At 58.2% G+C, this 13,378-nt stretch carries 12 protein-coding genes and 1 tRNA gene; 5 read left to right on the top strand and 8 right to left on the bottom strand.

Annotation, left to right across the window (positions count from 1 at the left end; all coding sequences use genetic code 11):
• Nucleotides 1-5: 5 nt before the first annotated feature.
• The gene (gene drt3b / locus AB6724_RS11750; RefSeq protein WP_369338705.1) at nt 6-1,967 is read left to right on the top strand and encodes an antiviral reverse transcriptase Drt3b; all 1,962 of its coding nucleotides are present in this window, start codon (nt 6-8) and stop codon (nt 1,965-1,967) included.
• A 375-nt stretch (nt 1,968-2,342) separates the two neighbouring features.
• On the opposite strand, the gene istB is transcribed toward drt3b, so the two are convergent.
• From istB to AB6724_RS11735, 3 genes are all read right to left on the bottom strand, one after another.
• Nucleotides 2,343-3,104 (bottom strand): IS21-like element helper ATPase IstB, encoded by a 762-nt coding sequence (gene istB / locus AB6724_RS11745; RefSeq protein WP_369338704.1) that lies wholly within the window; start codon nt 3,102-3,104, stop codon nt 2,343-2,345.
• Nucleotides 3,101-4,669, bottom strand: coding sequence for an IS21 family transposase (gene istA, locus AB6724_RS11740; RefSeq protein WP_369338703.1), 1,569 nt, complete (start codon nt 4,667-4,669; stop codon nt 3,101-3,103). The genes istB and istA overlap by 4 nt, the downstream gene beginning before the upstream one ends.
• A gap of 239 nt (nt 4,670-4,908) precedes the next feature.
• Entirely contained in the window at nt 4,909-5,172 is a 264-nt protein-coding gene (locus tag AB6724_RS11735; protein ID WP_369338702.1) for a hypothetical protein, read from the bottom strand.
• A gap of 236 nt (nt 5,173-5,408) precedes the next feature.
• On the opposite strand from AB6724_RS11735, the gene AB6724_RS11730 reads away from it, so the two are divergent.
• From AB6724_RS11730 to AB6724_RS11720, 3 genes are all read left to right on the top strand, one after another.
• On the top strand, nt 5,409-6,209 hold the full coding sequence (locus AB6724_RS11730; protein WP_369338701.1) for a hypothetical protein: 801 nt from the start codon (nt 5,409-5,411) through the stop codon (nt 6,207-6,209).
• 233 nt (nt 6,210-6,442) lie between these two features.
• On the top strand, nt 6,443-6,973 hold the full coding sequence (locus AB6724_RS11725; RefSeq protein ID WP_369338700.1) for a hypothetical protein: 531 nt from the start codon (nt 6,443-6,445) through the stop codon (nt 6,971-6,973).
• Nucleotides 6,974-7,049: 76 nt separating this feature from the next.
• A complete protein-coding gene (locus tag AB6724_RS11720) occupies nt 7,050-7,421 on the top strand; it encodes a hypothetical protein (protein WP_369338699.1) in 372 nt (123 codons plus the stop codon).
• A gap of 88 nt (nt 7,422-7,509) precedes the next feature.
• Here AB6724_RS11720 and AB6724_RS11715 read toward each other — a convergent pair.
• Together AB6724_RS11715 and infA are read right to left on the bottom strand one after the other, a co-directional pair.
• A tRNA-Pro gene (locus AB6724_RS11715) sits at nt 7,510-7,586 on the bottom strand.
• Nucleotides 7,587-7,663: 77 nt separating this feature from the next.
• Nucleotides 7,664-7,918: a translation initiation factor IF-1 gene (gene infA, locus AB6724_RS11710; RefSeq protein WP_066471098.1), complete on the bottom strand. Its 255-nt coding sequence runs from the start codon at nt 7,916-7,918 to the stop codon at nt 7,664-7,666.
• Nucleotides 7,919-8,332: 414 nt separating this feature from the next.
• Between infA and asd the strand changes: the two genes are divergently transcribed.
• Nucleotides 8,333-9,190 (top strand): archaetidylserine decarboxylase, encoded by an 858-nt coding sequence (gene asd, locus AB6724_RS11705; protein WP_369338698.1) that lies wholly within the window; start codon nt 8,333-8,335, stop codon nt 9,188-9,190.
• 65 nt (nt 9,191-9,255) lie between these two features.
• On the opposite strand, the gene AB6724_RS11700 is transcribed toward asd, so the two are convergent.
• The 3 genes from AB6724_RS11700 to map all read right to left on the bottom strand — a co-directional run bounded on the left by AB6724_RS11700 (nt 9,256) and on the right by map (nt 13,232).
• On the bottom strand, nt 9,256-9,516 hold the full coding sequence (locus tag AB6724_RS11700; protein WP_369338697.1) for a hypothetical protein: 261 nt from the start codon (nt 9,514-9,516) through the stop codon (nt 9,256-9,258).
• Nucleotides 9,517-9,591: 75 nt separating this feature from the next.
• On the bottom strand, nt 9,592-12,234 hold the full coding sequence (locus AB6724_RS11695; RefSeq protein ID WP_369338696.1) for a [protein-PII] uridylyltransferase: 2,643 nt from the start codon (nt 12,232-12,234) through the stop codon (nt 9,592-9,594).
• A gap of 185 nt (nt 12,235-12,419) precedes the next feature.
• Complete coding sequence (gene map, locus AB6724_RS11690) at nt 12,420-13,232, bottom strand: type I methionyl aminopeptidase (protein WP_369338695.1); 813 nt, start codon at nt 13,230-13,232, stop codon at nt 12,420-12,422.
• Nucleotides 13,233-13,378 lie beyond the last annotated feature (146 nt).

The following is a 13,378-nucleotide window of genomic DNA, read 5'->3' as shown; positions in this document are numbered from 1 at the left end:
CTAAGATGAAAAAGAAAAATAGAATAAAACGCGGCGACTACAATCGCGTTCTCATTACCGAAACACTGCCCTTTGAAACTCCTATCATTTTCTCAAATGACGGGCTGTACAACCATGTTGCATCAATCGGCACTGCAAGTGGGATTCAGAAAACCATCGTTGATGCTCTTGTGCTGGGAGAAGGGCACCCCAAGGCGATTAATTCTACAAATCCATATCTGTACAAGGTTAGAAAAAACTCCAAAGAGTTCAGGCGCTTGGCTCTTCTACATCCGCTCTCGCAGTGGCGTCTGAAGTGCTTCTATCAGAAATACGAGCAGTTGATCCTGCACTATTGTACGCAAAGCCCTGCGTCGATTCGTTCGCCGCGCCAAGTGGCAGGAAACTTCTATAAAAAAAGCTCGTGGGAAAACATCAACCAGTACAAAAAAGACGCCGTAACATTGGCAAGTCTTGACCGATATGTCAAACACACGCCTTCGTTCTTTTCGTATTTCGGCTACGACCGTTTATATAAATTCTTCAATTCACGAGACTACTTTTCGTTAGAGAAGCAGTTCTGTGTACTGACAACCCTTGATGTGTCAAAATGCTTTGATAGTATTTATACCCACAGCCTTTCGTGGGCAGTTAAGGATAAAGAATTCACGAAGGGCAATGTCTCCGTCTCATCCACATTTGCGCAAGACTTCGATCAGACTATTCGGCACGGAAATCATAATGAGACAAATGGTATTCCAATTGGCCCCGAAGCTAGTCGGATCTTTGCGGAGATAATCTTTCAAGAGATAGATTGTCGAGCGATTGCAAAACTACCCGACCTAGAATTTGGCGTTGATTATGTTTTTCGACGATACGTGGATGATGTTTTTATATTTGCAATCAACGAGGCAGTTGCGCAGCGCATATATGATATCTATGCGGATACATTGGTTGCATTCAATCTTCATGCAAACACAGCAAAGTCGTCAACTATTCACCGGCCATTCTTGACAACCAAATCTAGGTTGATCTTTGAAGCGGGCCTTAAGACGAACGAGTTTCTGTCGAAATTTCTGGATGAACCGATGGCGGGGGCGCTGGCCCCTAAGCGAGTATTTTCCAAGTGGAAGCTCACGAAGAGCTATATCGACTCCATAAAGGCTCTCTGTTCTGCTAATTCTTCAAGCTATGACGAAGTGGCGTCATTTTTGATGTCGGTTATTGTTGAGCGTATCAAGAAACTGGTAAACAGAGATCTGGAGACGTGCGAAGTTGCGGTTCAGGATAACTACCTGACCGTCATCGAGGTTCTGGTGGATGTGCTGTTCTTCTTGTATAGCGTTGCCCCATCGGTTGGGGCCTCCTATAAATTCAGTACTTCACTGATTCTTGTATTTAGGTTTTCCGAAAAATATCTTCCAGTTCACGCAGGAACTATTTCACATCAGCTATACACACTGGCATCTAGACTGCTTCTTGAGCAATGTGGAAAGCCACATGCGGAAGGTGTAGACGGATTTGTGAACCTCGAATATCTGAACATTGCTTTGGCAATTCGGGAGCTTGGAGACCATCATCTGCTGCCCTCCCGGGTATTAGATGAGTTGTTCATTAATAATCGAAGGCTTTCTTATTTCACGATTGTCTCGTGTCTTTTCTATGTGCGAGATGATGACCAGTACAAGGCGATCAGGAAGGAGATCCTTCGTTCCGCAGCGTCGAGGTTAAGGGATATGTCAGATATCCTAATGAATAGCGAGAAAGCTTATCTGCTGCTGGATTTGTTGAGCTGCCCATTTGTTCCGGATGCCAATAAGTCGCTGTGGATAAAATCGCTCTATTCGGTATTGCAGAAGGCGCCACCAAACAATGCAGATATCAATGCCTTCCTAGCGGTCGTATGCGATGGGCACTGGCAGATTGATTGGCAGGATGTTGATTTGCTCAATTCATTGGAAAAGAAGGAGCTGAAGCAGGCGTACTAGTGCTAACATAGCCGTCGAAGGGTGAGATGGCTTCTCCTCGATCGATGGGCAACCATTGGTCGCAATGGGCCTCCGTAAGAAGAGGCTTTTCGACGTTTGATCGCACTTGTCCGCCTGCAATGGGGGCGGGGACGCTTAGACGTTTGAGCGGTGACTTGTCATCCACACACTCAGTTGGCTACTCACTCTTCACCCTTGGGGGGCAAAGCTGCCGTTCAATGGTGCCGACTCGAATGGCCGGTATCCGTGAAAGCTGCGTTTCAGGCAGATGAAACGAGCGACTCAGATCAGCCTCAAACGGTCATCTACGGACTTCGTTGATGACCGCGCCGACCTACAGCCGTCTGTTGGTCATTCGCGTAGTGGCTAAGACATCTATTTCATTGCAGACCGACCTCCTTTTGTATTCGGACTGCGAGATTTTCGCAACGACTCCCCAGACAGTTGCAGGTAGTACGACCCGTGGACGATGCGATCCATCAAGGCGTCGGCCACCGTCTTGTTGTCAAACGCGTCATGCCAGATTTTCAGAGGGAACTGGCTGGTGAACAAGACGGAGCGCTTGCCAATTTCATTGTCAATCAGCTCCAGCAAGTCGTTCTGTGACCGGTTGTTGAACACTTCAATGCCCCAATCATCCAGAATCAGCAGATCGAATTTCTTGAGAGCTGCCAGTTTCTGGCTGAAATTGGCCGTGGCCCTGGCCGCTACCAAACTCTCCATCAGTATGGGCACGCGGATGAAATGGCAGGACAACCCCTGCCGGCAGGCCTGATTGGCCAGCGCACAGGCCAACCACGACTTGCCAGTACCTGTAGGGCCAGTTATCACTAAACTATGGTGGTTCCTGATCCAGTCTAGTGAGCACAATGTTTGGAACTCGGATTTATCCAAGCCACGCGCGGCTCGATAGTCCACATCCTCAATACTCGCATCCACCGGCAAGCAGGCCTTTTTGAGCAACAGGCGTAGGCGCTTGTGGTCGCGCAGCGTAAGTTCATGATCCACCATACTACGCACCCGGTGCTCGAACGCGAGTTCATTGGCCGTGGGGGTGGTCAATTGACGCTCCATCTCGTCGGCCATGCCAAACAGCTTGAGGGATTGCAATTTTTCAATGGTGATGTTGTTCATCATGAACAGAATCCCTCTTCGGTATTGAGAATGCGGTCGTAATAATCGGCACCGCGGATGTTTTGGTGTGCCACTGTGGGTGGGGACTCTGCAGTGATATCTTGGGCAAGCAGCTTGTCCAAGCGTTTGTCCAAGACGGTCCGCAGATCCGCTGTTTTGGAAAGTTTGTTGACCAATGCGTATGCGCAGGCCTCTTCCAACCGTTCAGCGCCATGTATCTTGGCCAGGGATTTCAAGTCCTGGGTCGCGCGGTACCCGTAGAACTGACCAGGCAATTGAGCAAGCCTGGCCTGCATAACCCCATTGGTATTGGATCCCACAGAGGATGCCCAGGCGAGTGCATCCTCCTGGCTCCAGCCTTGCATGGCCTGGTGTGCAGGAGGCCGATGGTCGCCCTGTGTAGTGGGTGCTTCTGCTTGGTAGCTTCGCTCATGGGTCGCAACAGATTTGCCCTTGAGGAGCAACTCCACCACCTTGTCCGTCATGCGGTATTTGAACTCCTGCCCCCGCATTTCGTGGGGTACGCTGTAGTGGTGGTTTTCAATCTTCACGTGGTAATCGATGCCCGCTCGCACCTTGCCCCATTCGGCAAACTCATACGGGTATGCCGGCAGCGGCTGCAATGCGGGCAGTTCGTTTTCCAGCCAACGTGAGTGGCGACTTCCCGCTTTCTTCTGAAAAGGCTTGTGATTGAGTTTCTCCAACAGCGTGTGTATCTCGCGGTTGGCCTCATCTAGCGTGAAGAACTTGCGTTTTCGCAGGCAGAACAGAATCCAGCGCTGAACCAGCAGCACCGTCCCCTCCGCACGTGCCTTGTCCTTTGGCTTGTAGGCGCGCGCCGGCATCGGCACGATGTTGTAGTAGCGGCACAGGGCACGGTAGCTTTCATTGAGAACCGGGGAGAATCGATCCGCCTTGGTGACCGCCGCCTTCAGGTTGTCTGGCACGACGAGGCGCGACACGCCGCCGAAGTACTCGAACATGCGCACATGCGAGCCCAGCCAGTCACGGGAGCGCTGTGTCCAGGTGGCTTCGCAAAACGTGTAGTTGGAGCCACCCAGCACGCCAACGAAGATCTGCGCACTGCGGACTTCGCCGGTGTCCTGGCTCGTAATGTCGATGGTCTGACCCGAGTAATCGACATAGGTGTTCTCGCCATAGACCTCCGTGCGTCGCATCGAAATGCGCAATGAGTTTTTGTAAGCTTGGTAAATCCGACAATACTGGGAATAGCCAATAGCCTGCTCAGCCGGGACGGTTGCCAGCCATTCCGAGTGCAAGCTGGTAAGCGTGGCACCTTGCTTTTTCAGATCCTCATGGACCTTGGCAAAGTCAATCAGGCTGGTGAGGGTCTCAATAGGGACCGCAGTACTGGGCTTGGAGAAAAGCAAGTTTTCCAGGGTGGCTTCATCCATCTCGGTGGGTAATGGCCAAGTCAAACCTTTTTCGACAAACCGTGCTAGGTACTTGCCAATGGTCGTGTGGTCGAGGCCAAGGATCTCGGCTGATCTTCTGTTTGAAAGTCTTCGGTCGAAGTGGTTGGTCAGAGCATCACGGATTCTCCGCATGTCTATCCTCCTATTGGTCATGGGGTGTCTGCCTTGTGAAAACAGCAGGACCCCCGCCCGCATTACGTAGCTGCACCAACACATTGGCGTGCAGCATCCTCCGGGCGGGTTCGGTGTTGACAGGGGATTGGGGGAAGGTAGATACTCAGATGCAGATCGGTTCCCAAAAAATCTGGTCTGAAGGGCTTGCGAGGTAGGACTCGCAGGCCCTTTTTTTCTGCCTTCCTGCAGGCGTTAAGTCATGGGGTTGCTCCTTTTGCAGGTTGGCTGGATTGAGCGACGGCCCGGGCCCGCTGTGCAGCGATCCAAACCGCAACGTCGAGCGTCAGGGCGAACTTGCCCCGGCGCTTTTCAATGTCAAACACCGGGACAGGCGTTGTCTTGCGCGCGACGGCCTGGCGAAACGCGGCAGGTGATGGATACCCAAGCGCGACTCGCAATGGCTCACCCGTCATCATGGGGCCATGCCGACTCGACAGCTCACGGTCAAGCACGGTGGCCATGGGCTCAATGAAGTGGGTTACAGACATCTGGGTTACACGCAGTCACGCATCAATAGTGACCTGATGCTATCGATCATGGCCTTCGCACGCCACCTATACTTTCACCCTTAAAGTTGCTCTCAAAGCTGTCCAAAAGAAGATGTAAGTAATTGATTTATATTGAAATCAATGCCATTCCTTGATACTTTCATACAAAACAAATGGGAGATTTCCGGACGCTGAGACGAGATCCAGAAGTGGATGCCGCTTGCACCATCTACTGGTTCCAATGGCTGGGCATTCGCCTAGGAACTCTGGTACCACGAGAGATTCAGCGTGCCATCGCGCCTGAGACGCTGGGCCTCGATAAGGCTGGGGAGCCCATCAGGAACAACAAATTCCTCGGCTATCAGAGAGGTGAGCATGTTCCGCAGGCCAGGCTGGTTCAGCAAGCTGAGGAGGTTGTCCCTTGGTCAAGTCAGGCGCTGAATCACCCACTGTGGAAAGTCCTGCGCGCCAAGGGCCTCATCCGAAAGTCGGCTTTGCAATGGGTGCATCAGCTTGACCGTGAAGTACAGGCGGTGGTGCTTGGACCATTCAATCAAATTGTGGGTGGTGCCAGTCGGCATACCCTGGGCGCGCTCGAGCGCCGAGCCAGTCTGGACAGCTTGGCGGCACTCACCATTCTTCTTCGACTGCGTCATGAAGAAGGTGAGCACGAATGGGTGTGGCTCTACGCGCGCAGCATCTTTCGGGTGCTGCTCATGATTGGCCCGTACCTGGAGGACTATGGCGTGGCTGACAAGGTATTCCGGCTCTTTGTCCAGCGGGTTTTCAGCTTGACCGTGCTGGAGAAGAAATGCATGGATCTGGCCAACTATAAGTACGTGGAGTTTTCACACCTTCTGGCGGAGTTGGTGGATCGGGTGCGTAGCGACGATGCCAAGTCCACGAATCGCAGAATGCCCACGTTCTATGCGATCCAGATCTTGGATGGCCGCTACCGGCAAGCCTTCAAGGAGTTCTTTGAAATTTCAATAGTCAGCACTGACGAGTAAGGGTGGTGGATTACCGATGCGAATGCCTGGGGGATTTGCTGTGCGAAATGGTGGTGGTTTTGTGATGCAAACACCTGGTGGAATTCATGCGAATACTCACGCAGCCAAAACCAGCACAAGTGGTCAGCTCCACCGGAGCCCATACTGATGCGACCACGACCCTTGCGAGGGGCTTTTTGCTGTCCCCCGTATAGGGTTCGACTCCCAAGCCAGCTACTGCGAGAGTGCGGGGTATGGCAAACACTGACTGGGAAAAGGGCGCACTTTCAGCGGCCAGTAGCAACGCTGCTCCGGACTGGGAGCAAGGCGCACTAGAAGCCCCAAAGAGCGGTCGTAGCGCGGACGACATGGCAAAGGACGCTGCCGCTTGGGCCGTCAAGGGCGCGATCGCAGTTCCCGAAGCTGCCGTTGGTGTGGCCGACATGGTCACCGGCGGCCGGGCCGGCAAGGCGCTGGAAGAAATAGGGTTCCGCCCGAAGGAGGCGCGCGAGCAGGTCAACGACTGGCATTCGGACGCGACCAAGCGGGCCCAGCAGGAGTTCCAGCAGGCGGAAGGCTTCGGCGGCAAGCTCAAGGCCGCAGTGCAGAACCCATCTAACATCGTCGGCGCGGTTGTCGAGTCGCTGCCATCGATGCTGACCGGCGGCGCGGTCGGCCGCGGCCTGACTGCGGCCACGCGGCTGGGCCAGATGGGGCTGAAGGGCGCGACCATTGCTGGCGCTGCTGGTGAGGGTGTGGTGGGGGCCGGCCAGCAGGCCGAGTAGATCCGCCAGGAAACCGGCGATGGACTGCTGACGGCCGGCCAGACCGGGGCGGCGCTGGCGACCGGGGCCTTTGGTTATGGCGCGGGCAAGGTGGCCAACCGGCTGGGCATCGACGATGCTGGCCCAGGGCAAGGCCGGCCTGGCGAAGCAGCTGGCCGACGATGCCGCCAATCCGCTCGCGGCCAGCGCCGCCAAGTCGATCCCGCGTAAGGTGGTGGAGGGCGCGATCTCCGAGGGACTGCTGGAGGAGCTGCCGCAGTCCGTGTCCGAGCAGATTCTGCAGAACCTGGCGCTGGACAAGCCATGGACCCAGGATGTGGATGCCTCCGCGGTGATGGGTGTGCTGTCCGGTGGCGTCATGGGCGCCGGCGCGGCCGGTTACCACGGCTTCAAGGAGTCCGGCATGCCTCACGCTGCGGGTAGCCATGTCGCGAAGATGGGGGGATAAAGAGGGGTGCGAACTCTAACGCGTTAGACAGTTCGGAATCGGTTAGACAAAAGGCCTTGAGTTTTTCAACCCAAGGCCTTGTATCGTTTGGTCGGAGCGGCGGGATTCGAACTCGCGACCCTCTGCTCCCAAAGCAGATGCGCTACCAGGCTGCGCTACGCTCCGTAAGCTACTATTCTAACTTGAAAAATCTGCATATTTTGGCAAGTGGCAGATTTTTCAGAGCCCGCGGCGCAAATCAATCAGCGCGAACCGCCCGAGGGAGCAGGGCCGCGGTTGGCCAGATGGCGGAAGGTGATGCGGCCCTTGGTCAGGTCGTAGGGCGACATCTCCAGCGAGACCTTATCGCCGGCCAGAATGCGGATGTGATGCTTGCGCATCTTGCCACCGGTGTAGGCGATCAGCTGGTGACCGTTGTCCAGCGTGACGCGAAAGCGCGAGTCAGGCAGAACTTCCGTCACGGAGCCTTGCATTTCAATCAATTCTTCCTTGGCCATTTGTTCAATCTCTCAGATAAAGTCGGTTGCGGCGCTCGTTCGTTAACCACAGCAACAGGGCCTGAGTATTGCAAGGCTCAGGCCTTCGGCAGATGTGGCGGGTGCGCTGCGCAAGACGCGCAGACCGAACAGAAGGCCGGTATCAAATCAAGCGTGATGCAAAGACAGCATTCACCTAAACTGAGGGATTGTAACGTCTAGGTTTTGGTCATGTGCTGCAAAGGGGCTGAGCGTAGCGGCCATGAGACGCTCTGCAATGGGCCTAGGTTCCAGGCGCTGCTTCATGGCCTCCAGGACGTTGCGATGGGCCTGGTCGCGATTTCCGGGCGAGCGGCTGAAAAGTCGCTGCCGCCACGTCTGGCATGGCTAGAATCCTCGTTCAAATCTCTATAACTTTGATAGCAAAAATTCATTGTGTCTGATCGACTTGCCGTACTTTCTCAATATCTCCTGCCCAAGCAGGCCTTGACTGTGTTGATGGGGAAACTGGCGCAGGCCGAGGCCGGGGGATTGACGACGGCGCTCATTCGCCGCTTCATCCAGCGCTACCAGGTCAATATGGCGGAGGCGGCCAATCCCGACCCTGCTGCCTATGCGACTTTCAATGCTTTTTTCACGCGGGCGCTCAAGGACGGAGTCCGCCCGCTGGTGGCGGCGGACTGGGTCTGCCCCGTCGATGGCGCCATCAGCCAGTTCGGCAAGATCGAGGGCGAGCAGATTTTTCAGGCCAAGGGGCATCAATACAGTGCTACGGCGCTGGTCGGCGGCGATGCTGCTCTGGCGCGCCGGTTCGATAACGGCAGCTTTGCGACGATTTACCTGAGCCCGCGCGACTACCACCGCATCCATATGCCCTGCGCCGGCAAGCTGCGCCGCATGATTTATGTGCCGGGCGATCTGTTTTCGGTGAATCCCGTCACGGCACGCGGCGTGCCCGGGCTGTTTGCGCGCAACGAGCGCGTGGTCTGCGTGTTCGACTCCGAGCATGGCCCGTTCGTGCTGGTGCTGGTGGGCGCCACCATCGTAGGCAGCATGGCGACGGTCTGGCATGGCGTGGTGAATCCGCCGCGGCCCGGTCGCATCCAGACCTGGGACTATGCGGGCGCCGATGCCGTGGAGCTGGCTCAGGGCGAGGAAATGGGGCGTTTCCAGCTGGGCTCCACCGTGGTCATGCTGTTTCCGCAGAGCGCGGGCGTGCAGTTCAACGCGGCCTGGCAACCCGCAGCGCCGGTGCAACTGGGCCAGCTGATGGCCGATGCGCAGCAGCTCTGAGCGTCGACTGAAATAGCAAAGCCGCTGCTGCCTGCGCACCAGCGGCTTTTTGTTGTTCGATCGGTTCAGAGGAACCAGGTCAGCGGCTCTGGGCGTCTTTCCGTGGTGAATACGCTGGGAGCCAGGCGCAAGCGATCCGGCTTGACGGGGTCGTCATGGCCTTGAAGATAGACCATGAGCTCGCGCCGGCGCAGGATGACATGGCTGACGACTTCGCGCCGGCCATTCTGGGTGACCTCGGCGCCGGGGCGAAACAGTGGCATATGAAACAGGCCACTGCGTGTGGCGGGCGGCGATGCCGCGACTTCATTGGAGGCGAGCTGCATGGGCTTTCCGTGGTAGTGGTGAGTGTTTATCGACAGCTCACGCACAAACTAAAGCCGAAATTGCACCGCATCTGTTCAGGCGGTCTGCGCTAGCGACTTCAGCAGCTCGGTCTCGATGCGCAGCTGGCTGGCGCTGTCCTGCAGTTCGGCACCTTCGATCAGGAACGTGTCCTCCACGCGCTCGCCCAGGGTGCTGATCTTGGCCAGTTGCACGCTGATGTGGTGCTGGGTCAGGATGCGGGCAATGATGTAGAGCAGACCGGCGCGGTCCGATGCCGAGATGGACAGCAGCCAGTGCTGGGCTTTTTCGTCGGGCCGCAGCAGCACGCGCGGCGCAAACGGAAAGCTCTTGACACGCCGCGACAGGCGCCTGCGCGAGGGTTCGGGCAGGGGGCCGCCGCGCACCAGGGTGGTCGTCAGATCGCTTTCCACCATGTGCATGAGTTCGCGGTACTGCTCCTGCATGGCCGGAGCCACGACCTGGAAGGTGTCCAGCGCATAGCCGTTGTTGGCCGTGTGCACCCTGGCGTCGAGGATGGAAAAGCCCGAGCGGTCGAAATAGCTGCAGATGCGCGCAAACAGATCGGCCTGGTCGGGTGCATAGACCAATACCTGCAGGCCTTCGCCGGCCAGGGAACGGCGCGCGCGCACCACGGGCTTGCCGGAGCCGACATGGCGCGAGAGGTGGCGCGTGTGCCAGGCGATGTCGGCGGCCTCATGGCGCATGAAGTAGCTCACATCCAGCGAGTCCCATAGTTTTTTGTGGGACTCGAAAGGCTGGGCCGAGAGCGCCAGCTGCACCAGGGCTTCGCGCTTGCGGGCTTCGATTTCGGCCGCCGCATCCGGGGCGCGGCCGCCGAGCACGCGCAGCGTCAGGCGGTAGGTGTCCTCCAGCAGCTTGCCCTTCCAGGCACTCCAGACCTTGGGGCTGGTGCCGCGGATGTCGGCCACCGTCAGCAGATACAGGGCCGTGAGCTTGCGCTCGTTGCCCACGCGCTCGGCGAAGGCGCGGATCACATCGGGGTCGGACAGGTCCTGTTTCTGCGCGACCTGGCTCATGGTCAGATGCTCGCGCACCAGAAACTCCACCAGCTCGGCATCGGTCTTGTCGACCTGGTGGGCGCGGCAAAAGCGCTTGACCTCGACGGCGCCGATGATGGAGTGGTCGCCGCCGCGGCCCTTGCCTATATCGTGGAACAGAGCCGCCAGATACAGCAGCCAGGGCTTGTCCCAGCCCGCGGCGAGCTGGGAGCAGAACGGATACTCGTGCGCATGTTCGGCCATGAAGAAGCGCCTTACATTGCGCAGCACCATCAGTATGTGCTGGTCCACGGTGTAGACGTGGAACAGGTCGTGCTGCATCTGCCCCACGATGCGGCGGAAGGGCCAGAGATAGCGGCCCAGCACCGAGGTCTGATTCATCAGCCGTATCGCATGGGTGATGCCGCGCGGCTGCTGCAGTATCTGCATGAAGGTGGCGCGGTTGACCGGGTCGCGGCGGAAGGCGCTGTCCATCACATCGCGGCTGGCGTACAGCGCGCGCAGCGTGCGGGTCGATAGTCCGGTCAGCCCCTCGTGCTGCTCGTACATGAGGAAGGTCTCGAGAATCGCATGCGGGTCGCGCTCGTAAAGATCGTCGCTGGCGACCTCGATGGTGCCGGCCTTCTCGAAGAAATGCTGGTTCAGGCGGATCAGCTTGTGCGAGCGCGGGTTGAGCCGCTCTTCGATGCTCATGCGCACGATCTGGCATAGCTGGGTCACGGCCTTGGCGGCCCAGTAGTAGTGGCGCATCAGCGTCTCGCCGGCACGCATGGCCAGCTTGCGCCCCTCGGGCGTGGTCGAGCGGTAGCCGAACATCTCGGCCACGGCGGTCTGCAGATCGAACACCAGCCGGTCCTCATGGCGGCCCGCCGCCGCATGCAGGCGCGCGCGGATCAGGCTCAGCAGGGACTCATTGGATTCGAGCTGCTGCTCCTCAAACGCTGTGATCAGGCCTTTCTCGGCCAGTTCGCGCCAGCTGCTGCCAAAGCCCGCGGCCTTGGCCAGCCAGAGCATGGTGTGCAGATCGCGCAGCCCGCCGGGCGACTCCTTGCAGTTGGGCTCCAGCGAGTAGGGCGTGAAATCATGCTTGGCATGGCGCTGGCGCATCTCCAGCAGCTTGCCTTCCACAAAGGCCTGGGGGTCCAGCTCGCGGCGGAACTGGGTTTCGAACTCGGTAAACAGCGGTTTGCTGCCCGTGATCAGGCGTGACTCCAGCATGGAGGTCTGCACGGTCAGGTCCTGGGCCGCTTCCTGCAGGCATTCGGCCAGGCTGCGCACGCTGGAGCCTATCTCCAGGCCCGCATCCCAGCAGCTGCTGATGAAGCGCTCGACGCTGGTCGCAAATTCTGGGTCGGGGCCGGCACTGTTTTGGGGCAGCAGCACCAGCACGTCGATATCGGAGCAGGGAAACAGCTGGGCGCGCCCATAGCCGCCCACGGCCAGCAGCGCGGCCCCGGCTGGCATGGAGGCACGCTGCCAGAGCGCGCGCAGCAGGCCGTCGGCCAGTTCACTGAAATGGTGCAGCACGCCGCGCACGCTGCGCCGGCCCAGGGTGGGGTTGTGCAGCAGTGCAATCTGTCGTGCCTTGGCCAAGCGGTACTCCTCGCGCAGCGCTTGCAGCGAGTCAAGGTCGGGGGCGTCGGGCGCGGAGGCGGAGCTGGGGGCAGGGAAGGTCATGCGCGGCAGAAAAAAGCGTTTCGACAGAGCAAGTGCTTGGCTCTCACCTTAACCCAAGCGGCTTGGGCCTGAGGGCGGTGCTGGCAAAAAGATGAGCGGCTAGCGCTTGCAGCACAATGGGTGCAAGCAAAAAATATGCCGCCTCCGGTCTGACCGGGGCGGCATGGGGCCGGGCCGCTCCCGCCTCAGGTGCGGATGGCGGTGATGAAGTCCGGCGGCGTGGGCGAGCCGTCCGACCAGGTCAGCACGTCGTAGCCCGTCTTGGTGACGGCGATCATCAGTTCCCACTGGGCCGAGAGGCTGCGGTCCTTGGTGATCACGGTCCAGCCGTCGGGCATGGCCTTGATGTCGCGCTTGCCCAGATTGAGCATGGGCTCGATGGTGAAGACCATGCCTTCCTCGAGCACCACGCCGCTGCCCGGCTGGCCGTAGTGCAGCACCTGGGGCTCGTCGTGGAACACCTTGCCGATGCCGTGGCCGCAGTACTCGCGCACCACGGAGAGATTGTTGCCCTCGGCAAAGCTCTGGATGGCGTGGCCGATATCGCCGAGCGTGGCGCCGGGCTTGACCTGCTGTATGCCCTTCCACATGGCTTCAAACGTGAGCTTGCTCAGGCGCTTGGCGGCGATCGTGCTCTCGCCGATGAGGAACATGCGGCTGTTGTCGCCGAACCAGCCATCATCGGTGATGATGGTCACGTCGACGTTGACGATATCGCCCTTCTTCAAAGGCTTGTCGTTGGGGATGCCGTGGCACACCACCTGATTGACCGAGGTGCAGACATAGGCCGGGTAGGGCGTCATGCCCGGCGGCTGGTAACCCAGGCAGGCGGTCTTGGTACCTTGCTGGGCCATGCGCTCGGCGCACAAATCATCGATTTGCTGGGTGGTGATGCCGGGCTTGATATGGGGGGTGATGTAGTCCAGCACATCCGAAGCAAAGCGACCTGCAATGCGCATGCGCTCAATGTCTTCGGGGGTCTTCAGGGTGATGCTCATGCCGGAATTATCCCATCGCTGCCGTGAGCCTGCAGGGGCAAGGGGCGGGAATGCCGAGGGTTAGTGCTAGGCACGGTAAAATCCCAGGTTCACCGATTCAGCGCCCTGGCCGGGTCCTCGCACAAGCAGGGCCGGGCCGTGGCGCT

The sequence above is a fragment of the Comamonas guangdongensis genome (assembly GCF_041079535.1).
GTDB lineage: Bacteria > Pseudomonadota > Gammaproteobacteria > Burkholderiales > Burkholderiaceae_C > Comamonas > Comamonas guangdongensis.
This window is presented reverse-complemented; position numbering and strand designations above follow the sequence as displayed.